19 protein-coding genes are annotated in these 22,374 nt (G+C 72.3%); 7 read left to right on the top strand and 12 right to left on the bottom strand.

Annotated elements, in window-relative coordinates:
- Window positions 1-163 precede the first annotated feature (163 nt).
- A complete protein-coding gene (locus MXD59_RS04790; RefSeq protein ID WP_248815775.1) occupies window positions 164-808 on the bottom strand; it encodes a response regulator in 645 nt (214 codons plus the stop codon).
- 99 nt (window positions 809-907) lie between these two features.
- Between MXD59_RS04790 and MXD59_RS04795 the strand changes: the two genes are divergently transcribed.
- The 3 genes from MXD59_RS04795 to MXD59_RS04805 all read left to right on the top strand — a co-directional run bounded on the left by MXD59_RS04795 (window position 908) and on the right by MXD59_RS04805 (window position 4,367).
- Window positions 908-1,594, top strand: a complete 687-nt coding sequence (locus MXD59_RS04795) for a hypothetical protein (protein ID WP_248823585.1) — start codon at window positions 908-910, stop codon at window positions 1,592-1,594.
- A gap of 268 nt (window positions 1,595-1,862) precedes the next feature.
- Window positions 1,863-2,627, top strand: coding sequence for a YcnI family copper-binding membrane protein (locus MXD59_RS04800; protein ID WP_248823586.1), 765 nt, complete (start codon window positions 1,863-1,865; stop codon window positions 2,625-2,627).
- 6 nt (window positions 2,628-2,633) lie between these two features.
- Window positions 2,634-4,367: a copper resistance CopC/CopD family protein gene (locus tag MXD59_RS04805; RefSeq protein WP_248823587.1), complete on the top strand. Its 1,734-nt coding sequence runs from the start codon at window positions 2,634-2,636 to the stop codon at window positions 4,365-4,367.
- A 28-nt stretch (window positions 4,368-4,395) separates the two neighbouring features.
- On the opposite strand, the gene MXD59_RS04810 is transcribed toward MXD59_RS04805, so the two are convergent.
- The 3 genes from MXD59_RS04810 to mscL form a co-directional block, all read right to left on the bottom strand.
- Window positions 4,396-5,985, bottom strand: a complete 1,590-nt coding sequence (locus MXD59_RS04810; RefSeq protein ID WP_248823588.1) for an RNA polymerase subunit sigma-24 — start codon at window positions 5,983-5,985, stop codon at window positions 4,396-4,398.
- 407 nt (window positions 5,986-6,392) lie between these two features.
- Window positions 6,393-7,619, bottom strand: a complete 1,227-nt coding sequence (locus tag MXD59_RS04815; RefSeq protein WP_372511911.1) for a S1C family serine protease — start codon at window positions 7,617-7,619, stop codon at window positions 6,393-6,395.
- A gap of 533 nt (window positions 7,620-8,152) precedes the next feature.
- Window positions 8,153-8,548 carry a large conductance mechanosensitive channel protein MscL gene (gene mscL / locus MXD59_RS04820; RefSeq protein WP_248823590.1) on the bottom strand — a complete coding sequence of 132 codons (396 nt, stop codon included), beginning with the start codon at window positions 8,546-8,548 and terminating at the stop codon, window positions 8,153-8,155.
- Between the two features lie 1,434 nt (window positions 8,549-9,982).
- Between mscL and MXD59_RS04825 the strand changes: the two genes are divergently transcribed.
- Entirely contained in the window at window positions 9,983-11,011 is a 1,029-nt protein-coding gene (locus MXD59_RS04825; RefSeq protein WP_248823591.1) for an LpqN/LpqT family lipoprotein, read from the top strand.
- Window positions 11,012-11,025: 14 nt separating this feature from the next.
- Here MXD59_RS04825 and MXD59_RS04830 read toward each other — a convergent pair whose 3' ends face one another.
- The 3 genes from MXD59_RS04830 to MXD59_RS04840 form a co-directional block, all read right to left on the bottom strand.
- Window positions 11,026-12,126, bottom strand: a complete 1,101-nt coding sequence (locus tag MXD59_RS04830; RefSeq protein WP_308301646.1) for a CE1 family esterase — start codon at window positions 12,124-12,126, stop codon at window positions 11,026-11,028.
- Between the two features lie 36 nt (window positions 12,127-12,162).
- A complete protein-coding gene (locus MXD59_RS04835; protein ID WP_248823592.1) occupies window positions 12,163-12,510 on the bottom strand; it encodes a hypothetical protein in 348 nt (115 codons plus the stop codon).
- Window positions 12,511-12,583: 73 nt separating this feature from the next.
- Window positions 12,584-12,730, bottom strand: coding sequence for a hypothetical protein (locus MXD59_RS04840; RefSeq protein WP_248823593.1), 147 nt, complete (start codon window positions 12,728-12,730; stop codon window positions 12,584-12,586).
- Window positions 12,731-12,834: 104 nt separating this feature from the next.
- Between MXD59_RS04840 and MXD59_RS04845 the strand changes: the two genes are divergently transcribed.
- On the top strand, window positions 12,835-14,211 hold the full coding sequence (locus MXD59_RS04845) for a cryptochrome/photolyase family protein (protein WP_248823594.1): 1,377 nt from the start codon (window positions 12,835-12,837) through the stop codon (window positions 14,209-14,211).
- Window positions 14,212-14,576: 365 nt separating this feature from the next.
- On the opposite strand, the gene MXD59_RS04850 is transcribed toward MXD59_RS04845, so the two are convergent.
- From MXD59_RS04850 to MXD59_RS04865, 4 genes are all read right to left on the bottom strand, one after another.
- Window positions 14,577-15,428 (bottom strand): L,D-transpeptidase, encoded by an 852-nt coding sequence (locus MXD59_RS04850; RefSeq protein WP_248823595.1) that lies wholly within the window; start codon window positions 15,426-15,428, stop codon window positions 14,577-14,579.
- Between the two features lie 2 nt (window positions 15,429-15,430).
- The gene (locus MXD59_RS04855) at window positions 15,431-16,243 is read right to left on the bottom strand and encodes a hypothetical protein (RefSeq protein WP_248823596.1); all 813 of its coding nucleotides are present in this window, start codon (window positions 16,241-16,243) and stop codon (window positions 15,431-15,433) included.
- Between the two features lie 359 nt (window positions 16,244-16,602).
- A complete protein-coding gene (pdxH, locus tag MXD59_RS04860) occupies window positions 16,603-17,376 on the bottom strand; it encodes a pyridoxamine 5'-phosphate oxidase (protein ID WP_248823597.1) in 774 nt (257 codons plus the stop codon).
- 83 nt (window positions 17,377-17,459) lie between these two features.
- Window positions 17,460-17,846 (bottom strand): toll/interleukin-1 receptor domain-containing protein, encoded by a 387-nt coding sequence (locus MXD59_RS04865; protein ID WP_248812029.1) that lies wholly within the window; start codon window positions 17,844-17,846, stop codon window positions 17,460-17,462.
- A gap of 617 nt (window positions 17,847-18,463) precedes the next feature.
- Here MXD59_RS04865 and MXD59_RS04870 point away from each other — a divergent pair.
- Together MXD59_RS04870 and serC are read left to right on the top strand one after the other, a co-directional pair.
- Window positions 18,464-19,573, top strand: coding sequence for a citrate synthase 2 (locus tag MXD59_RS04870; RefSeq protein WP_248812030.1), 1,110 nt, complete (start codon window positions 18,464-18,466; stop codon window positions 19,571-19,573).
- Window positions 19,566-20,738: a phosphoserine transaminase gene (gene serC, locus MXD59_RS04875; RefSeq protein ID WP_504858336.1), complete on the top strand. Its 1,173-nt coding sequence runs from the start codon at window positions 19,566-19,568 to the stop codon at window positions 20,736-20,738. Before MXD59_RS04870 ends, serC begins: the two co-directional genes overlap by 8 nt.
- Window positions 20,739-20,862: 124 nt before the next feature.
- Here the strand turns inward: serC and MXD59_RS04880 are convergent, their stop codons facing one another.
- Window positions 20,863-22,230, bottom strand: a complete 1,368-nt coding sequence (locus tag MXD59_RS04880; protein WP_163548279.1) for a citrate synthase — start codon at window positions 22,228-22,230, stop codon at window positions 20,863-20,865.
- Window positions 22,231-22,374: the final 144 nt, after the last annotated feature.

A 22,374-nucleotide genomic window follows, 5' to 3' on the forward strand; every position in this document is an offset into this window, starting at 1 on the left:
GTTTCCCACTCGTCCGGGCGCGAGAATGGGGCTCACAGAAACGGCAGCCTACGGGTACCCCCGGGTTGTGTGACCATCCACCCTCACTGCGTCGCCGGTCAGCGGTCATCCGTGGTCGGAGCGTCAGTCTGGCCGCCACCCGGCGTCCGGGCAGTCCGGACGGTCAGCCGCGCAGATAGGCGAGGACGGCCAGGACTCGCCTATGGTCCGCGTTGCTCGGCTCCAGACCGAGTTTCGCGAAGACGTTGGAGATGTGTTTCTCCACCGCGCCGCCGCTGACCACCAGATGCGTGGCGATGGCGGTGTTCGAACGCCCCTCGGCCATCAGCGTCAGCACCTCGCGTTCGCGCGGGGTAAGGGTGCGCAACGGGTCGTCGCGGCGGTTGCGCACGAGCAGCTGGGCGACGACCTCCGGATCCATGACGGTGCCACCGGCGGCCACCCGGCGCACCGCGTCGACGAACTCCCGCACGTCCGCGACCCGGTCCTTGAGCAGATAGCCGATGGCGCCGGCACCGTCGGCGAGCAGTTCGGCCGCGTACTGCCTCTCGACGTACTGGCTGAGCACCAGCACCGGCGAACCAGGCACCTCGCAGCGCGCGGTGATCGCCGCCCGCAGCCCCTCGTCCCGGTGGGACGGCGGCATCCGCACATCCACGACCGAGACGTCGGGTCGATGCTCCACCACCGCGGCGACCAGCCCGGGACCGTCGCCGACGGTCGCTACCACCTCGCATCCCGCGTCCGTGAGCAGCCGACGTAGACCTTCACGGAGCAGGACCGAATCCTCGGCGATGACAACTCGCACAGTCGGTGAGCGTACTGGGACGTCTGGCCGACACCGCGGGGTATGGCGGTCTGTCGGACCAGCATGGCAAGCTTGCTCCTTGTGGGGACGGGCTGGTCGGTGAACGGGGGCACGGCGCGCCTCGGTCGTGCCGCCGCGTTCGCCACCTCGTCGGTCAGCCTCGCCTGGGTCGCCCACGCGGTGGGCGGCGCCGGTCGTCCGGGCCTGGTCGTCACGGTCCTCGCCGTCGGGATACTCACCCGGCTCGCCTTCGGTCTCGCCGGTCGTGAGCGTGGGCTGCCGGCGTTGTCGTGCGGTGTCGCCGGTGCTCAGGTGGCACTGCACCTCGCGTTCGGGCTCGTGGCGCCGCACACCCACGCGGTCCAGCCCGCGCTGGGCGATCCGGCCACCGCGGCCGGGGCGGCGGCGGGTGGCCTCGGCATGGCCGGGATGGACATGCCGGCGGCGGCGCACGCGGCCGGGCTGCCGGCGGCGCGGGCGGCCTGCCTCGGCCTGTTGACCAGCCGGATGCTGCTCGCGCACGTGCTGGCGGCGCTGCTGGTCGCGGTCCTGCTGCGCCGCGCCGAGCGGGTGCTGTGGTGCGTCGGGAGCCTCGCGTCGGCGTCGCTGGCCCGCGGTCCGTTCGAGCGGATCGCCGGATGGTCGGTGGTGCTGCTGGCCGGGGGAGTCCCGGCCCGCCCACCGGTCCTGCGCGCCGTCAGCCCCTGTCGGGCGCCCCGGGCGCACACCCGGCCGCTGGGGCGCGCCGCCCGCCGCCGTGGCCCGCCCCTGCCAGCCCTGCCGTAGGGGGCGAGAGCTACCGGCGCCGGCCCGCCATGGCCGGCGCCGCACCCTGACCGCACCTGGCCGCGTCCAGTGGGTTCTGGATGGTGCCGGGCGGTTCTGGACTGTTCGGCCGGCGTGTCATACCGGCATGTCCATCGGGTGGATGACGGCTGCGCGGGTGCGCTGTCCGGTCTTTCCCCTCCCTTCGGCGACGTCTCGGTCGCACCTTTTCCGGACTTCCGATCCCCGGGCGCCGTCGTGTGCCGCGGGGACATTCGAGGGGTTTTCCATGCCTGCAGGTATTTTCCGGCCACGACGTTTCTCCCGGCTGGGTGTGCTGGCCGCGGTCGGCGCGGCCACGCTGGCCGTGGCGGTCACACCGGCCTCGGCGCACGTCTCCGTCGCGCCGGCGACGGCGGCTCCCGGCGCCTACACGACGCTGACGTTCAAGGTGCCCAACGAGCAGGACGGCGCCTCCACGACCAGCCTCGACGTCCAGTTCCCCAGCGAGGCTCCGATCGCCTCGGTCTCGGTGCAGCCGAAGGCCGGATGGGACTACCGGATCACGAAGTCGAAGCCGGCGCGGCCGCTGCGCTCCGATGACGGCGCGGTCGACGAGGTGGTCAGCCGGATCACCTGGACCGTGGCGCAGGGCAGCCCCGGCATCCGGCCGGGGGAGTTCGACACGTTCAACGTGTCCGCCGGACCGCTGCCGACCACCGCCGGCCCGGTGGCGTTCAAGGCGCTGCAGACCTACTCCAGCGGCGAGGTGGTGCGCTGGGTCCAGATCGCCGCGCCGGGCCAGCCCGAACCGGACCTCCCCGCCCCGACGATCACCATCACCGCCGCCTCGGCGCAGGGCACGGGCACGGCGGCGCCCGCCGACACCTCGAGCACCGGTGGTGGCGCACAGACCAGCACGGCGGTGGCCAGCGGTGGCGACAGTGACGACGGGACGGCCCGGGCGCTCGGCATCGCCGGTGTCGTGCTCGGGCTGATCGCCGTGGCACTGGCCGCGGTCTTCGCCGTCCGCACGTCACGGCGGCAGGCGTAGTCGTCCATGCGCAGGATCGCGGTGGTGGTCATGGCGCTGGTCGCCCTGGCCACCACATCCATCGGCCTGGGTGTCGGAGTCGCCCCGGCGTCCGCCCATGCCCTGCTCACCGGCACCGATCCGCAGGGCGGCGCGGCGCTGTCCGCACCGCCCGCCCGGGTGACGCTCTCCTTCAGCGAGTCGGTGCGGGTGGCGGGCGACTCGATCCGGGTCCTTGACCGGGCCGGTAACCGGGTTGATCTCGGCCATGCCCAGGGCGGCGCGAAGGCGTCCCAGGCGATGGTGGCGCTGCGCTCCGGGCTGCCCTCGGGTACCTACGTGGCGAGCTGGCGGGTGGTCTCCGCCGACAGCCATCCGGTGTCGGGCGCGTTCGCCTTCGGTGTCGGCGGCCCGCCGGACGCCGGCGCCGCGCGCGCCGAGGGCAGCACATCGGGCTCGGCCGCGGTCGGGTTCCTGTTCGGCGTGGCCCGGTTCGCCGGGTACATCGGCGTCGGTGTGCTGCTGGGCGGCTGCCTGTTCCTGCTGCTGCTGTGGCCGGCAGGGCTTCGGGCCGCCGCCAGCGGGCGGTTGCTGGCCACGGCCTGGGGGCTGGCGGTCGCGGCGTCCGTCGTCCAGTTGCTGTTGCAGGGGCCGTACACGTCCGGTCGGGGGCTGGGTGCCCTCGCCGACTGGTCGCGGCTGTCTGCGACGCTGGACGAGCGTTTCGGCCATCTGCTGCTCATCCGGCTGCTCGCCCTGCTGCTGGCCGCGCCGCTGCTGCGTCAGGCGGCCCGGATGGGTCGGCCCGACCTGTGGCGACGCGGTGAACTGGCGGCGCTCGGCCTCGCGGTCGCGGTGAGTCTCGCCGCGATCGGGCACGGCGGTGCCGGCGACCTGGTGGGTCTGTCGGTGGCGAGCCTCACGGTGCACGTCCTGGCGATGTCGGTCTGGCTCGGCGGGCTGGCCGTCATCGTGATCCTGCTGCGGACGGCCTCGGCGGCCGAGATCGGGGCGGTGCTGCCCCGGTGGTCCCGGCTCGCGATCGGTGCGGTCGTCGCGATCGTGCTCAGCGGACTCGTGCAGAGCTGGCGGGAGATCGGGTCGTTCGCGGCCATCGTCGACACCAGCTACGGCCGGCTGGTGCTCTACAAGGTCTGGTTCGTTCTGGGCATGCTGGGCGTCGCCGCCCTGGCCCGGCAGTGGGTGCGCCGCAACTACGGCTCCGCCCGGGCTCACCTCGCCGCGGCCGCCGACGCCGACGCCGGTCTCGGTACTGGCCAGGGTGACGGTGCGGCCGTGCGGGCCGACGGGCTGCCGGGGGCCGCGGCGCTGGCCGGGCTACGGCGGGGGGTCGTGGCCGAACTGGCGCTGGCCGCGGTGGTCCTCGGGCTCACGGCCAGCCTGGTCAACATGGTGCCGGCCCGGTCCAGCTACGCGCCGCCGTTCCACGGCAGCGCGTTCGCCGGGCCGATGACGGTGAAGGTGCGGATCGCCCCGACCCGGATCGGTCCGGAGTCCATCGACGTGTACGCCATCGCCGCGACCGGGAAACCGCAACGTCTGGCCGCCGCGCAGGCCCAGCTCTCGCTGCCGGCGAAGAACCTCGGGCCGTTCACGGTGCCGTTGGACCTCGCCGAGACCGGGCACGCGCGCAGCGATGATCTTCAGGCCCCGCTGTCCGGTTCCTGGCAGCTGCGGCTGAGCCTGCGGCTCAACGACTTCGACGAGTACACGACCACCCTGGTCTACCGGGTGCGCTGACCTGGAACCTGATGCCGATCGCGGTGGGTCACACCGCGATCGGCGGCTGGACCCGGGCGGGGGAGGTCGGCGCCGCGGGAGTCGCCCCGGTGCCGGCGCCACCCGTGCCCGACCCCGATCCGCCTGCGCCGCCGGACGACGGCGGTGCGGTGGTGGCCGCCGCGGCACCGCCGGAGCCGGTGCTGCCCGAACCGGTGCTGCCCGAACCGGTGCTGCCGGTGCCGGCGGGCGGGGTCGTCCCGACACCGGGTGTGCTCCTGGTGGTCGGGGTGCCCGGGGTCGGTGCGCCGGTGGTCGACCCGGCGCCGATGTCCGGGGTCGGGGTCTGGGTGCCGGTGCCGGTGGGGGTCGAGGTGCCGGGTGAGGGGGGCGAGCCGACGTTGCCGGGCGTCGTGGGGGTGGCTGGCGTCGGCCCGGTGGTGCCCGTCGGGGTGCCGCCCGTGGGGATTCCGACCGAGGTGGACGTCTTCGGTGTGGTCGTCGGGGTGGTCGTGCCGGGGTTCGTGGTGGTGGGGGGACGAACCCCGTTCGACGTCGGCCTGGTCGGTGACGCCGGTGATGCCGGAGCCGAGCCGCCGGTATCACCGTTGCCCTGCGCGGAGACCGCGGGTGTGCGGCGGACGTCCCGCGCGACCGGCTCGATGACGTGCGGCACCCGATGGCGTGCCGGGCCGGCACCACTGGTGTAGGCGCCGACGACCGTGGCCGCGGCGGTCGGACTGTCACTGTCGGTGCGCCCGCCGGGTGCGGCGGGCGCGGCTGACGGCCGGGTGAAGGCCGGCGGCGTGGGTGGGGTCACCACGGCGATCCGGCTCTCCGAGATGAGCTGCGGTTCGCTGGCGGGCCAGTTCATCGCCGCGGTGAGGCCGACGGCAGCGGCTGCCAGCACGGCGGCGGCCGCCATCGCGGGGCGGGTCCGCCATGGTGCGAGGGGTACGACAGTCGACGGGCCGGCGAACTCGGCGCCGTCCTCGTCCACCCGCATCAGCGGCAGGTCACGCTCCGCGGGTGACCGTGCCGCCTCGAGCGACGCCGGTTCGTACCGTGGGTGCGACCCAGTCACCACAGTGTCGCCGTTGGTCATGGCGGGGATCTCGGCCGGTTCGTGACCGGCAGCCGGGGCGCTGTCCGCGGCCGGTGCGTGATCGTGGGCCGGTGTCACCATGGATCTACCGGCAGCCAGGAAGGCCGAGGCCTCGGCGGCCCGGCGGCTGGCCGCGGCCTCCGCGACGGTGGCCGCCCGGTCGAAGGTGCGGGCCAGGCCCACCCGCAGGCTCGCGGGGGCCGGCACGACCGCGCCGAGCAGCAACTCCTCCGGCGCGACCCCGTGCGGCACCGGGACACTGCGGGCCTGCGGGGAACCCGACCAGGCCAGGGCACTGCCGCGGGCCAGTTCGAGCAGCCAGGAGCGCAGCCGGGCCGGATCGCTCAGGGGGTTGAGTCGGGTGCGTGCGACCAGGGCGAAGGCTGTCCCGGCCGCGGCGCGGGCCACGGTCGGATCCCCCAGGACCAGCAGGCACATGGAGAAGACATCGTCCGCGTAGAGATCGTAAAGGTCATCGAAGGCCAGTCGATCACCACTGCGGACACGGGCCACGAGGTCCGCGTCGTCGTCCATATTCTCGCGTCTCCCGGTGGACTAGCGGCGGGCCCGATCAGGGTGGACGACGCTCATGCTAGGAGGCAGCCCGCGGGAACAGGTGAACGTTGTGAGGATTTTGTTGTCATCGATTCGACACCTGGTATCGCTTGACCACAAAAGGTGTAAGCATTTTGGGATCTACGTGGCTTTTGTGCAACATGTGCGGCCTGGGTGTGGCGGGTGCGGCGACCAGCTATCCCGGGGCGCTGGTCACAAGTGTGACAAAAAAGTAGCCCATTGAGGAGATCGGTGATTTTACCTGACCGATCTGGCGCAGGTTGCTGTTCCGAACGGCATCGGCCATTCGTCACCCTGCGCCGAATCGCCCCACGATTAACCCGTCGTCGGTATGTCGGACGGCGAAGCGGGACGGACCGGGACGATCAGGACGTCGGTGGCTGCAGTGCCAGCTTCGCCGTGGTGGTCGCGGACTTGCCGTCCCGGGTGTACGTGACCTCGACGTCGTCCCCGATGCCATGCGAGCGCACGGCGGCGATCAGGGAATCGACATCGGGGATCGCCCGGTCACCCAGTTTGGTGATCACATCGCCGACGCGCAGGCCAGCGCTTTCCGCCGGACCGCCCGAGACCATTGTCCGAATCTGCGCACCGGTACCGCTGGCCGCCGTCGACCGGGTGTTCTCGTCCGCGGTGGACGCGGCGACGCCGAGGTAGGGATGCTGCGCCCGACCCGCGGTGATGAGCTGGGTGGCGACCGATTCGGCGTAGTTACCGGGAATGGCGAAGCCGACGCCGATGTTGCCGGACTGCTGAGTACCCCCGAACGGGCTGCTCCCGCCGCCGACCGTCGCGATCGCGCTGTTCACCCCAATGATCTCGCCGCGGCTGTTCACCAGCGGACCGCCGGAGTTACCCGGGTTGATCGGGGCGTCGGTCTGGATCGCGTCCAGAACGGTGTTCTGCTGGTCGCGCACGGTCGAGTCGCCGGTGCGTACGGGACGGTGCACGGCGCTGACAATGCCGGAGGTCACCGTTCCGTTGAGACCGAGCGGGCTGCCGACCGCGACAACGAGTTCGCCGATGTTGAGCGAGTCGGAGTTACCGAAGGTAGCCGCGGTCAGCCCGGAGGCGTTGATCTTGATGATGGCGAGGTCGGAACTCGGGTCGGTGCCCACCACCTGGGCCGAGAAGGTGCGGCCGTCCTGGAGGGTGACCGTCAGGGTGCCACCGCCGGCCGCGCCCGACACGACATGGTTGTTCGTCAGGATGTGACCGTCCGCGCGGATGATCGTGCCGGAACCGGTACCGGACTCGCTGTTGGACTCCTCGGAGATCGTCACCACGCTCGGCAGGATCTTCTTCGCCGCCGCCGAGACGGTGTCCGACGCCGCGGGGGACGTGCCACCCTCGGTGGACGAACTGCGCTCCAGACCGGCGGTGGTCACCACGGTGCTCCCACCGTCGTCGCCGGCCACCAGCGCCCCGACCGCCCCACCGACACCCGCCGACACCAGCGCGAGGGCGAGCCCCGCCGCCACCAGCCGGCGCCGGCGCAACGCCACCGTGCCACCACCCGAGCCGCCCGGTGCCGAACCGGAGGCGAGACCAGGCGGGCCCCCCCGACCCTGCGGCCCCGACGGATCACCCATCGGGAGCTGCCCGGTCGGGGGATAGCCGCCACCCACCGGCGCCGCCCCCCACTGACTGGTCCACGGCGCCCCGCCACCCGAACCGCCCGCCGGCGGCCCGTACAGCCCGCCGCCCGGCGTCCCACCGGGAAGCGGAGCCGGCGGGCGAGAGCCGCCGGTCCCGGGGCTGGCGGGGCCGGCCGGTGATCCCCAGCCCCCCGTCGGCGGACCCGATGGGGGCGGGTAAGGAGCGCCGGGAGGTGTGGAGCTCTCCGCTGGGTGGTAGGGACCGGCCGGGTGCGGCTGTGCTGCCGGCGACCCGTACCCGTCAGCGGCGGGCGGGGCCCAGGGAGACGGCGAGTCGTGCCCGGCGCCGGACCCCTCCCGGCCGCCACCCGGCTGGGCTTCATCGGCGTTGTCGCTGAAGGGGGGACGCGGTGTCATGGTTGGCACTTTCCCTTGCGAGCCTGAGCGATACCTGAATGCCGACCAACGTTCGGGTTAGCGACCGTTCGCGGCGGGGCCGGCGTGCCGTCTCCGGACTGGTCGCGGAGTCAGGCGCCGCTGCGGCGTTCCGCCAGTAGATCACGGATTTCGGTCAGCAGCCGAGCCTCGTCCGTCAGTACGAGGTCCTCCTCCGGGACCGCCTGGCCACGAGCCCGACGCTCGGCGAGTGTCCTCAGTGGCAGGACGACGACGAAGTAGATCACGGCCGCCACCGACAGGAACGCGATGACGCTGTTGATGAACGCGCCGTAACGAAAGATGCTTCCGTTGATCTTGAAGGTCAGATCGGAGAAGTCCGGCTTGCCGAAGATCGCGGCTATCAGTGGCGTGAAGATGTTCGCCACCAGGGACGTGACCACCGCGGTGAACGCGGTGCCGACGACCACGGCGACGGCCAGGTCGACCACGTTCCCGCGCATCAGGAACTGTTTGAAGCCCTTCACTGTGCTCTCCCCCAGGAGGTTGCTGCATTGTCCCTGCTTGCAGGGATGTCATGGGAGGATATCGACGCACGTTGGGGGGTATCCGGCGAGGCCCGTATGTCCCTGATGGGTCGTTGTCAACTAGGCGCGCGCAACGTCCTGGCAAATCCGTGGTACACCGGTGGGACGAACATATGCGTGCAGCGGCTCGGGATCGGAGGTCGTCTGGTGACGGACGGTGCGCGACGGGCCGGCTGGGAGGAGGATCAGCGCCCGCCTCCCCACCATCGCTCCAGTGGCGACGGCGCGCAGGGACGATCCCGTTCCCAGGGGCGGCCCGGCCAGTACGGCCCGACGGACACGGGTTACGGCCCGACCGACGCGGGCTACGGTCCTTCCCGGCCCGGCTATCCGGCTGATTCCGGTCAACCATCCCAGCCCGGCTATCCGCCGCGACCCGGTTATCCGGAGTCCGCCCGTGGCGCCGGCCCGGCTGGCGACGACGGCTACGGCCCGCCCGGCGCCCTGTACGGCCGCGGCCGCGGGCCCGATGGCCCCGGGCCGGCCGCGCCCACCGCCTATCTGCCCGGCCCGGCCGCCGCGCCCGGATCCGCCGCTCCGGGGTCGCCCCCGCCCGGGTACGCGCCGACGGGGCCACCCGCCTCGGTACCGTCCGCCCCGCCTGGCGCCCCGCCGGCGCCCGGCACGACGTCGATGCGTCGAGCCCTGGTTCCGCCCGTGGGTGGGCGGCACAGCGGAGCCACCGGCGGCCGCGCGGCCCGCGCCGCGGCGCGCGGCGGCGATCCCACGCGCGCGGACGCGGAAGCGCTGCCCGCCGCCGGGGAGCCCGGCCCTCTCGAGCGGCGCTTCGGGAGTTCCCCGGACGCGGCCGCCACCGGTCTGCTGCCCCGGTCCACCGACGGGCAGCGCCGCCGTGGCAACCCCGACCCACGCGCCGGTACGGACCCGCCTGCCCGGCCCGACCCCCGGGACCGATCGGACCCACGTGGCCGGCCCGACCCTCGGGACCGCTCGGATCCCCGTGTTCGGGTGGACCCTCGGGACCGCTCGGACCCGCGCGTTCGGGTGGACCCTCGGGACCGCTCGGATCCCCGTGTTCGGGTGGACCCTCGGGACCGCTCGGATTCCCGTGTTCGGGTGGACCCTCGGGACCGCTCGGACCCGCGTGTTCGGCTGGACCCTCGGGACCGCTCGGATATCCGGGGTGGCGTGGACCCTCGGGACCGCTCGGATATCCGGGGTGGCGTGGACCCTCGGGACCGCTCTGATCCGCGGGGCGGCGTGGATCCGCGGGATCGTTCGGACCCGCGGGGCCGACCGGCCCCTCGGGACGGCTCCGACCCGCGTGGTCGGGCCCCGCGGCCGGCCGCGACCGGTCCGCACCTGCCCGGTGCCGGCAGTGTCGACCCGACCGGGGACCCGGCGGCGACGTCCATGGGTGGACGGGGCCAGACCCGCTTCGGCGGCCCGGTGCCCCGCCGCCCCGGCGGGCCGCTCACCGCTGCGATGGAGCGTGAACTCGTCCGTGCCGGCGGCGACCGTGACCGGCGGGAGCCGCGCCACGACGACCCTGATGCCGCCCACGACGGCACACCCGGTCGGGACGGCTCCCCCCACGACCGCCGCTCTCCCTACGCCCGGGAATCCGCCTATGGCGCCGGTCCTGGCGCCGACGTCGACGCACCGTACGAGGATGACGTCGACGACGACAACGCCGACGTCATCCTCGGCGCCCGGCGCGGCGCGGCGCGGTCGGCTCCGGACGGGGAGGCGATGTCGTTTCTGCGCCGGGTCGGAGTCGCCCTGGCCGTGCTGTCCGTGGCACTCGGCGTCGGCGTCGGCGCGGGAGTGGTGTGGGAGAAGGTACGTCCCAGCGGCCACACGGCCACCGCAGGCTCGAACGACCCGACCCCGGTGCCGACCGCCACCGCTGCGGCGGGCGGCACCGGCGCGGCGGCGGCCACCGCCCCGGCGGGCGGCGGTGCGGCCGCGGCGGGCACCGGGCAGGTGGCGGTGCCGGCGGACTGGGTGGCCTTCACCGACACGGTGCAGAAGGTGACCTTCTCCCATCCACCGGTGTGGAAGCAGCGTCGGGACAACACCGGTATCTTCTACGGCGAACCGAGCACCACCGCCGAGTTCGGACCAGCGATGATCGGGGCCGCCCGGATCGAGGGCACCGACCAGGCGGCGGCGCTGGCCCGGGTGCAGGCCGGCGAGTTCGCCGGGGTGTCCGGGCTGACCCGGGAACGATCCGGCCCGGCCACCGACTCCAACGGCCAGCCGACCCAGGAGATCGCAGGCTCCTACGACCGCGAGGGCCAGCGGGTGTCCTACCTGATGCGGACGGTGGCTGGCAACGGCGCGGTCTACGTGCTGATCGCCAGGGTGTCCACCGACGCGTCGGCCAGCCTCAACACGCTGATGGGCGCCCTGCGCACCTCGTTCGCTCCGGCCGGCTGACCGGGTCGGGTGGATCAGAGCCGCGGCCCGGCCCGGGCTGACCGGGCCGGGGCGAGCAGGTTCCAGATCACACCGGCCGTGGCGAACGTGCCCTCGCCGGTGCGCGGCGGCCAACCATGGCCCATCGTCGGCATCAGGTACTCCACGACCCGGGCCGACGCCGAGCACGGTGCCTCCCGCCGGATCACCGGCCCGCCCGCCCCGGAACTGGTCGCCGGCGCCGTGCCCGTCGCCCCTGCCGCACCCGTCGCCCCTGCCGTGCCGTCTCCGCCGACGGAGACGGAGAGGCCGTCCGGTATAGCGGCCTGTGAGCTGCGCAGGGGCACTCCGTACCCGTCGGTCAGGATGGTGTCACCGGGGGCGTCGGGCTGGGCGCAGCCGTCCGCGGCCCGCATCGGCGCCATGCTCTGCTCGACCGGGGTGATGGCCGTGTTCAGCACCGGCGACCACAGCGTGCCCGCGTAGGGAACGTGCTGGTCGGCACCGCCGTGGATGACGACGAGGGTCAGTGGTGCGGCCGGCTGGCACCGGGTGACCTGCCGGCTGGCCGAGACGACCGCGATGCCGGCGATCTCGTCGCCGTGCTCGCAGGCGTACCGGTAGGCGAGCATGCCGCCGTTGGACAGACCCACCAGGCTGACCCGGCCGCGGTCGATCGGATAGTTCTCGCTGATGTGCGCGATCAGGGCCCGCAGGTAGCCGACGTCGTCGATGTTGCGGGCGGAGGCGACATCACAGCAGGTGCCGGCGTTCCAGGCCTTCCCGATGCCATCGGGATAGACGACGGCGAGTCCGGCCGCCCGGGCCAGGCCGTCAAGATCCCAGTTCGTCTTCGGGTCGGTGCCGTCGTAGTGCAGGCTGTGCAGCGCCACGATCAGGGGATACGGCTCGGGTGTGCCGGGTGGCGGCAGCGTGATCCGCAGCGGGATGCCCCGGCCGGACCGTTCGAGGGCGTCCGGCCCTGCGGTGGCCGTGGCACTGGGTGTGGGCCCGGGGGCCACACCGCCGCGCCGTGATCCACTCGCGGTGTTACAGCCCGTCACCGCAAGGAGGGGTGGGATGAGCAGCGAGAGGAGCCAGACCGCGGCGATCCGGTGGCGACGAACGGCTGGCACGCTGGTTATTGTCACCCGGCAGGTGGCCCACTGACGTTACCGGTGCCGGTGATTACCCTTCGTGTTGGAACTACTACGTGCGAGGTCGCCTTCGGGGGCGCGGACCACATTGAGCCGTGGCCGCTCGGACGGCGGCGGCGGCCCGCGCCGGCCGGCCGGACGCACCGGCGGTGCCGGGGTGCGCTCCGCCGCGGTGCGGTACCGGTCGAACGCCTCCTGCGCACGACTCTCAAGATCGTCCACCAGGGCCAGTGACTCGCGTACCCGCCGCTCACCCGCGGGCCCCGCGGCCAACAGGTCGGACAGGCAGTTGTCCACCGCGCGCCGCGCGGCCAGCCAGCCGAGAAGCAACCGGGAACGCTCCAGATCCGAGAGCTGGTCCACCGAGATGTCCCTCCGCTCGCCACTCGTGACGTTGATGGGGCCGCTGCCGCGAAGATCGGTTACGAACGGGGCGTCAGCGGGTCTCCCGAACTGTGCCGGACAACCGGGTCAGGGTGATGTGGGTGGTGCGCACCGATGGCCGACCGTCGGTGGCCCGTCCGCTTCCAGAGTGCCCCACCCGCGGGCCGGGCGCGCCGTAGTTCGCCCAACGCACATCCACAGGTGCTCCTCCATCGGGCGAACCGGGTCCGAACGGTGGGTCGCGGTGCCGGTGTCGACCGGCTGTCGTCCGAGCGCGGCCCGCGACGGCTAGCCTCGGGTCGCATGACGGTGTCGGTCTGCTGGCTTCGGCGCGACCTGCGCCTGTACGACAACCCGGCGCTGTGCGCCGCCGCCGCCGTTGGTGACGAGGTCCTGGTTCTGTTCGTGCTGGACGACCGGCTGCGGCGCCCGGCCGGCGCGGTCCGCCTCGCCTACCTCTACCGCTGCCTGCGGGAGCTCGACGAGCGCCTGTCCGGACGGCTGTGCGTACGGGTCGGCGACCCGGCGCGGGTCGTCCCGGAGGTGGCGCGCGCGGTCGATGCCATCCAGGTGCACATCGGTGCCGACCACGGCCCTTATGGGCGATGTCGGGACGCCGCCGTGCGTCGGGCGCTGACGTCCGAGGGCCGGGAACTGGTCGCCACCGGCTCGCCCTACGCGGTCGCGCCGGGACGGCTGCACACCGCCGCCGGCACCCCGTTCCGGGTCTTCACCCCCTTCTACCGCGCCTGGACCGCCCACGGCTGGCGGGCACCCATCGCCGAGCCCGCCGGGGTCCGCTGGGCCACCCTGACCGGTGCGGCCATCCCGGCCGATCCTGATCTCGGCGACGTCCGGCTGCCCCCCGCCGGGGAGAGCGCCGCCCGTGCCCGCCTTGACGACTTCCTGAGCGGCCCGCTCGCCGGCTACGCCAAGCGCCGGGACATCCCGGACGGAGACACCACCTCCCGCCTCTCGCCCGCCCTGAAATACGGCTGCCTGCACCCACGCACCGTCCTCGCGGCCCTGGCCGACGTCGCCGACGGTGGCGCGGACCCCGCCGCCGGGGACGCGGAGAAGTTCCGCTCGGAGCTGGCCTGGCGGGAGTTCTACGCCGACGTTCTGGCGGCGAATCCGGATTCGGCCCGAGCGGACCTCACCGACGCGCTCGCGGCGATGTCCTACGAACCGCCGGGCCGGACGTTCGAGGCGTGGAAATGGGGTGAGACCGGCTTTCCGATCGTCGACGCCGGAATGCGCCAACTGCTCGCCGAAGGATGGCTGCCCAACCGCGTCCGCATGATCGAGGCGTCCTTCGTCTGCAAGGACCTGCACGTGCACTGGACGCACGGGGCGCGCTGGTTTCTCGAACGACTCGTCGACGGTGACCTGGCCTCCAACCATCACGGCTGGCAGTGGACCGCCGGCACCGGCACCGACGCGGCACCGTATTTCCGGGTCTTCAATCCCGTCGCCCAGGGTCGCACCTACGACCCCGACGGAACCTACGTCCGCCGCTGGATTCCGCAGCTGCGCGACGTCCCGAAGGCGAAGGTGCACGAGCCGTGGACGCTGCCGGCCGGGCCACCCGCCGGTTATCCCGCGCCCATCGTCGACCACGCCGCCGAACGACGTGACGCCCTGGCCCGTTACGAAGCCGCCCGCGACGCCCGCTCCTGACCCCGTCGAGTCGATGGTGGCACGACCGTCCGGGTCCGCGGCGCACGGGCCGCCACTGTCCGCCGGGCCGTCTCCTTGTCGGCAATCCGACAGACGAATTTTCTCGTCTGAAGGACCCGGACCGTGGTGATTAGCGACCCTTGTACCCGGGCAGGAGGTACGGGGGCAGGATCTCCCGCTCCAGCCCGGCGGAGAAGTGACGGGCTCCGCCGGAGGTGGTCGCGCCCGCGTGAGATGCGGAGGGCAGCTCACGCGCGGCGCGCCACGCCTGCCCAGGCCTTCCGGCGTCCAGTCTCTGGCGGCCAGGCTTCGGCCGCCGACGTTCGGCGGTGGACGTTCGGCAGGGGACGCTCGTCGCGCGGGATTCAGACGGTGATGTCCACGGGCGTGCCGAGGGGGACCGTCTGGGCCAGGCGGGTGATGGCGTCGTTGTTCATGCGGATGCAGCCGTGGCTGACGTCCTTGCCGATCAGCTTGGGCTCGTTGGTGCCGTGGATGCCGATGACCGGCTCGTGGCCGTCGAAGGAGGTCATCGACGTCGAGAAGCCGTTGAGGCCGAAGGCGTACGGGCCGTAGGCGCCCTTGGGGTTGCGGGGCTGGAGGAGTTCCATCAGGTAGAAACGTCCGCCGGGGGTCGGGGTGTCCGTGGTGCCGATCGCCACCGGTTCCTCGGCGATGGGGGCACCGTCCTTGAGTACCTTCAGCGAGTGCTGGCCGCGGGACACCACGATGCGGTACGACGTCTCGGACGCGGTCACCTGGTCGGCCTGGACCCATCCGGTGCTTCCGTTGGGTGCGACCGGCAGCATCACCTGCCACCAGCCAGGCAGCTTCGCCTGGACCAGGAAGACCCGTTTCACCCCGTTCTGGTTGGGGCTCGCGAGCGTCGAGGACGGCTGGGTGTCTGTCGGCGCGCTGTAGAGGTCCACGCTGGTCCCGGACGCGGTCACCACAGTGCTGCGTCCCTGGCCGATGCCGGCGATGGCGGCGAGCTGGCTGCGCACCTGCGGCGAGAGGTTGGTGGGCGCGGCCTGGCTGCCGTCGCCACCACTGCCCCCACAGCCGGTCAGCCCACCGAGCCCGACCAGCAGGCTCGCGGTGAGCACGGTGGTCCGCACGACGCCGAGCCGCAGCCGCGACCCGGCGACCACACCCGCATCCGGGCCGGCGGCGTGGGCCGAGGCCGAGGCCGGTCGCCGGGCCAGTCCCAGCCTCATGATCATCCCGTGTAGTAGGGCTCGGCCTGGACGGCGACCGCCGCCGCCGGTGCCGCTGCCGGCAGCGCCACCGGCGCCGCGATCGCGGGGATCGTGGTGGGGGTCACCCCGGCGCAGTTCGACACGCCGATCGTCGGAATGGCGACCAGCAGCTCCTTGGTCTCGGCGTCCCAGGGGGAGCCGATGACCGCGATGGCCTTGGACGGCAGCGGCACGGTCTGCTGCGGGCCGATGTCCAGGATGCCGCCGCCGAGGCTGGTGTCGAACCAGCCGAATCCGAAGCTCTTGTCCGAGGTGTTACGCAGCTGCCAGGAGGGTTCCGCCCCGGTGCAGGTGAACGTCAGCACCAGCGGGTTGATGTCGATGTCCTCGATACCGTTGATTTCCTTGTCGAACGGCACCCGGAAGGGCAGCAGATCGAGGAATCGGTCGAGGCCCTCGTTGCCGGTGGACGGCTTACCGGTGGCCGACACCTCGATACCCGGTGACACGCTCGGCGCCGGCGGGCCACTCGGCGTCGCCTCGGCACTGGCCGAAGCCGTGGCGGTGGCGCCCGGGAGGAGCCCCGCCCCGAGGGGCGTCGCGGAGGCGTCCGGGGAGGCGGTTGTCGTGGCGTCCGCACCCGGCGTGCTGGTGGGCGTGGGAGCTGGAGCGATGCCCGTGGCCGGGGTCACCGTCGCGGTCGCCGTCGTGGTGGGCGTCGACCCCGGTTCGCCCGGGATGGTCGGGGCGGCCGAGGCAGCCGGAGCCGCCAGCATGATCGCTGCCATGCCGAGGAAGCCGGCCGTCATGGCCCGCATTCCGGTGCTGCGCATGAATCTGTCTCCTCGACATGGACCTGCGGAAAAGCTGATCGGGGAGAAGGTAGCAACCTCCCGGCCATCCGTATACCTCCGGGTCTGGCGTAGCGTGACCGTTGGGGGAGGGAAGCACCTTTTCGCGGTTATCCCACCGTCAACGGACGATGTCCGCCGCGGTGATGTGTGCACTTCTGGATGGTCCGTGGTGGCCGGATGACCTGCCGTATTCGGACCATCCGTGGTCGTGGCACGGCCGGTCGATCCGCCGGATCGATCCGGCGGGACGCGACCGGGGCCGTGCCGGGGCCGTGCCGGGCCGGGGCCGGGGTGCGGCCGAGCGCGGTCGGCTCGATGGTGGTGGCTGGCCGTCGATCTCAGGGTGCGAGGCGCTCCACGATCCAGCGTTCCGCGCCGCCCGCGAGGGGGTCGGTCGCAGCGGTGCCCGTGGCGTCGGCTCGGTCGGTGGTGATCCGGCGGAAGCGCAGCCGGTCGTGCAGGCGGTTGGACCGTCCCTGCCAGAACTCGACGGTTTCCGGCACGAGGCGCAGCCCGCCCCAGAACGGGGGCGTTGGCACGGGTGTGCCGGGTGGCCACCGGGCGGCGAGGCGCGCGGCTCGCTCGTCGAGGATCGTCCGGGATGTGATGGTCTCGGACTGGTGGCTTGCCCAGGCGCCAAGCTGCGATCCTCTGGGCCGCGCGGCGAAATACCGTTCGGTTTCCGCCCGGCTGACCCGTTCGATCGACCCGACGACCACGACCTGTCGTCCCATGGCATGCCAGGGGAGCACCAGGGAGCCGTACGGGTTCTCCGCGCTTTCCTGGCCTTTGCGGGACGTGTAGTTCGTGTACAGCACGAGGCCCCGGTGATCGAAGGCCTTGATGAGCACCGTGCGTGCGCTGGGCCGGCCCAGCGCCGAGGCGGTGGCCAGCACGGCGGCGTTGGCCTCGGCGAGCCCGCCGGGAGCGGACGTGCCGGGAGCGGACGTGTCGGTGGTGGCGGCGGCGACGGCGTCCGCGAACCACCTGGCGAACTGCTCCACCCAGGTCGGCGCGAGCTGCTCGGCCTCGAACCCGTCCGCTTCGTAGGACCGGCGTAGCACCGAGGGGTCCGGTGGCGGGACGGCGTCGTGCGGTGAGGAGCTGGACATTCCTGGGATCGTGCCAGCCCGGGCCGTCCAGGCGTGGCCAGGGCGCGGCCGTGGTCGAACGGGCGTGCCCGGACTGTCGCGGTTCAGGCCAGGGCGCTCAGGATGTTCGCGACGCCGCGGTCCCAGTCGGTGGTGAGATCCGTGCAGGGACGGCCGCCGATCCGGGCCGGGACATCACTGCCGGACAACACGGCCGGCAGGAATGCGATGCCGCGCGAGTCGAGTTCGCTGGTGAGTGCCGGGAGGAATTCCTGGGCGACCCAGGGCGCGTGAATGCCAAGGGTCGAATGGCCGAGCACGAAGAAGTCCGCGGTGGCCGCGGCATCGTTGAGGAACATGGGCACGGTGTCGCCGATGCGCACCTCCCAGCGGTCGAGGTGCACCGCGTGGCCCACGGCGTTGACCGCGCGACCCAGCCGGGTGGCGCTGGCGACGTCCGCCGCCCGATGACTGATGAACACGACCGCCATGATCTCCCCGTGACTCCTGTGCCTGCGGTGTCGATATGACCACCCGGCATCCGCTCGTGGTGCACCCACCCGCCGGCCGTGCTGCCGACCATGGGTGCGGACGGCCGCCGCCGGGAGCGCGCCGCCCGCAGGGCGCCGGCGCCCACGGCCCGCGGCCCGTGGTGCCACCGGACACCCCGCGGCTCGGGTTCGTCCGATGGCGCGACCCGTTCGGCCGGCATCCCGAATGTCCGCTCTGGTGCGACATTTGTCCGCCCATCATGCCCATGAACTGCGGATATGTCGGATGGGTGAAGATGCTGGGTTCGACCGTAGCGTGTGCTGATCCAGTCTGGCGACCCATCCTCGGCTTCGCGCGGCAGGTTGATGCAAAGAAGTAGCGAAATAGCATAAATGGGCGCAATGGAAATCACGCAAAGTAAGATCAAGATCTCGTGGTGCGAGGGGAAAGTGGAGGTCCGGGGCGGCTCGGCAACGGTGCCGCCGGCCGTGCGGTCGCTGGCCGCGGTGACCGGGCGGTGGCCGCGCTCTGGCGCGTCCGGGTGGCGCCGGGCAGGATCGGATGGAGCGGGACCGACGGGACACACATTCGAGACAGAAGCGGAGATCCGGACTCGATGGCCGAGAAGACGAGCGATTTCAAGCCGGGTCTGGAAGGCGTCATCGCCTTCGAGACGGAGATCGCCGAGCCTGACAAGGAAGGCAGCGCGCTGCGCTACCGCGGTGTCGACATCGAGGATCTTGTCGGCAAGGTGGACTACGGCCACGTGTGGGGCCTGCTGGTGGACGGTTCCTTCGAGCCCGGCCTCCCGCCGGCCGAGCCGTTCCCAGTGCCGGTGCACTCGGGTGACATACGGGTGGACGTCCAGAGCGCACTGGCGATGCTCGCACCGTACTGGGGCTTCGGGCCGCTGATCGACATCTCCGCGGCGCAGGCCCGTGAGGACCTGGCCCGGTCGTCGGTCGTGGCGCTGTCGTTCGTCGCGCAGTCCGCCCGCGGGCTCGGGCAGCCGGCCGTGCCGCAGCGGGAGGTCGACCGCGCGCGGACCATAACGGAACGGTTCATGATCCGCTGGCGGGGCGAGCCGAACCCGAAGCACGTCCAGGCGATCGACGCCTACTGGGTGTCCGCCGCGGAGCACGGCATGAACGCGTCCACCTTCACCGCCCGCGTCGTCGCCTCCACCGGGGCGGACGCCTCCGCCGCGCTGTCGGCCGCCGTCGGCGCGCTGTCCGGTCCGCTGCACGGCGGTGCGCCGTCCCGGGTCCTCGCGATGCTGGACGAGGTCGAGCGCACCGGCGACCCGCTGGGCTACGTCCGTCGCGCCCTGGACCGCAGGGAGCGGCTGATGGGCTTCGGTCACCGGGTCTACCGCGCGGAGGACCCGCGTGCCCGCGTGCTGCGCCGCACCGCCCGTGACCTCGGCTCCACCCGCTACGAGGTGGCCGAGGCGCTGGAGGCCGCCGCGATCGAGGAGCTGACCAACCGCTTCCCCGACCGTCCGCTGCGCACGAACGTGGAGTTCTGGTCGGCCGTCGTGCTCGACTTCGCCGAGGTCCCCGCGCACATGTTCACCTCCATGTTCACCTGCGCCCGCACCGCCGGCTGGAGCGCGCACATCCTCGAGCAGCAGCGCACCGGCCGCCTCATCCGCCCGTCGGCGCGCTACGTCGGCCCGGCGCCGCGCCCGCTCGGTGACGTCCACCCGGCCGCCAACCGTGGCTGACCTGCTACCCCCGGCGTCCGCCCCTGCCGCCAGCACTGCCCGTGCCGCCGCCACCAGCATCACGCTGCCGGCGCGGTTGCTGCCGGCGGACGGACGGTTCGGGTGCGGGCCGTCGAAGATCCGCCCGGAGGCGGTGGCGGCGCTGGCGGCCAGCGGCTCGACCTATCTGGGCACCTCGCACCGCCAGCGGCCGGTGCGCGGCCTGGTCAACCGGGTACGGGCCGGCCTCGCCGACCTGTTCACGCTGCCGGAGGGCTACGAGGTCGTCCTCGGCGTGGGCGGCGCCACCGCCTTCTGGGACGCGGCCGCCTTCAACCTGGTCCGCACCCGCTCGCAGCATCTGGTGTTCGGTGAGTTCGGCGGCAAGTTCGCGGAGACGACCGAGGGCGCACCGTTCCTGGCCGATCCGTCCGTCGTGTCCTCGGCGCCCGGCACCTTCTGCGACTGGGCACCCGCGGCCGGCATCGACGTCTACGCCACCCCGCACAACGAGACCTCCACCGGTGTCGCCCGCCCGGTGCGTCGCCCGAGCGGAACCGACGCGGGTGCGCTGCACCTGGTCGACGCGACCTCCGGGGCCGGCGGTCTGCCGGTCGAGGCCAGCGAGGCCGACGTCTACTACTTCGCCCCGCAGAAGTCCTTCGCCTGCGACGGCGGCCTGTGGACGGCCCTGTTCTCCCCGGCCGCGCTCGAGCGCCTCGCCGAGATCGCCGCGACCGACCGCTGGATCCCGCCGTTTCTCGACCTGAGCACGGCCCGCGACAACAGCGCCAAGGACCAGACCTACAACACCCCCGCGGTGGCCACGCTGTTCCTGTTCGCCGACCAGATCGAGTGGATGCTCGCCCAGGGCGGCCTCGACTGGTGCGTGCGGCGCACCGCCGAGTCCTCGTCGATCCTCTACACCTGGGCCGACAGGACCCCTTACACCGCGCCGTTCGTCGCCGACCCCGCGCACCGCTCCCAGGTCGTCGTCACCGTCGACTTCGACGGGGTGGACGCCGCCGCCGTCGCCGCGGTGCTGCGCGCCAACGGCATCGTGGACGTCGAGCCCTACCGCAAACTGGGCCGCAACCAGCTGCGCGTCGCCTGCTTCCCCGCCGTCGACCCCGCCGACATCGAACTGCTCACCGCCGCCATCGACCACATCGTCGAACGCCTGTAGGTCAGGTCACCTCCTCTGGAGAGGGAGAGACGGCGAAGCGTGGTCGCTGGGCACGGTGGACAGCCGGGCTGAGCGACCACGCTTCGAGGGTTGCCTCGGAAGGCGACAGGGCGGATGGGGAGAACTAGCGCAGGGGGCGCTCCGGGGCTGCCTGGGCGGCCTGGGCCGCGATGGGGTCGATGTTGGAGTCCTCGACCGACTTGCGCTCGTCCATCGGGGTGTAGGGACGCTGGTCGTAGCCGACGTAGAGCTGGCGCGGGCGGGCGATCTTCTGCTCGGGGTCGAGCAGGCCCTCCTCCCACTGGGCGAGCCAGCCGGGCATCCGTCCGATGGCGAACAGCACCGGGAACATCTCCACGGGGAAGCCCATGGCCTGGTAGATGATGCCGGTGTAGAAGTCGACGTTCGGGTAGAGCTTGCGGGAGACGAAGTACTCGTCCGACAGCGCGATCCGCTCGAGCTCCATGGCGAGGTCCAGCAGCGGGTTCGTGCCGGTGACCTTGAAGACCTCGTCGGCGACCTGGCGGATCACCCGGGCACGCGGGTCGTAGTTCTTGTAGACCCGGTGACCGAAGCCCATGAGCTTCTTCTTGCCGTCCTTCACCTGGGCGATGAAGGCGGGGATGTTCTCCACCGAGCCGATCTCGGCGAGCATCCGCAGGACCTGCTCGTTCGCCCCGCCGTGCAGCGGGCCGTAGAGCGCCGAGATGGCGGCCGCCGCCGCGGAGAACGGGTCGGCCTGGGAGCTGCCGACGGCGCGCATCGCGTTCGCCGAACAGTTCTGCTCGTGGTCGGCGTGCAGGATGAACAGCACGTCGAGGGCGTGCTCGAGGTTCGGGTCCGGCTCGTAGCGGGGCTCGGTGGCCTTCCACATCATGTTGAGGAAGTTGCCGGCGTAGGACAGGTCGTTGTCCGGGTAGGCGTACGGGAAACCGACCGAGTGCCGGTAGGAGTACGCCGCCAGCGTCGTGATCTTGGCGATCAGACGGACGATCTGCAGTCGACGCAGGCCCGGGTCGTCAATTCGCTTGGCGTCCGGGTAGAAGGTCGACAGCGCCCCGACCGTGGAGACGAGCATGCCCATGGGGTGGGCGTCGTGGTGGAAGCCGTCGGTGAACTTCTTGATCGACTCATGCACCAGGGTGTGGTGCGTGATCTCGTCTTCCCAGGTCGACAGCTCGTCGGCCGAGGGCAGCTCGCCGGCCAACAGCAGGTACGCGACCTCGAGGAAGCTGCTCTTCTCAGCAAGCTCCTGGATCGGGTAGCCGCGGTACCGCAGAATGCCGGCGTCGCCGTCGATGAAGGTGATGGCGCTACGGCAGCTCGCCGTGTTGGTGAACGCCGGGTCGTATGCCATCAACCCGAAGTCGTCGTCGCTCGTCTTGATCGAGCGGAACGCACTCGCGCGTACCGTACCGTCCGTGACCGGAATCTCGTAGATCTTACCGGTGCGGTTGTCGGTGACGGTCAGGGTGCTGACCTGCTCGGACACGCCGGGCTCCTCTCGCGGTGGCGATGCCGTGTTGTACGGCCCTGGCCCCAGCCGGGGCGCGCATCCGGGTACGGAGCGCTCACGCCGGTTCGCTGGCTCACATGGTTGTTCCAAGTCTGGCCGCTGACGCCGGCACATGCGCGA

Origin of the sequence: Frankia umida, from assembly GCF_023242945.1 — a bacterium.
Classification (GTDB): Bacteria; Actinomycetota; Actinomycetes; order Frankiales; family Frankiaceae; genus Frankia; species Frankia umida.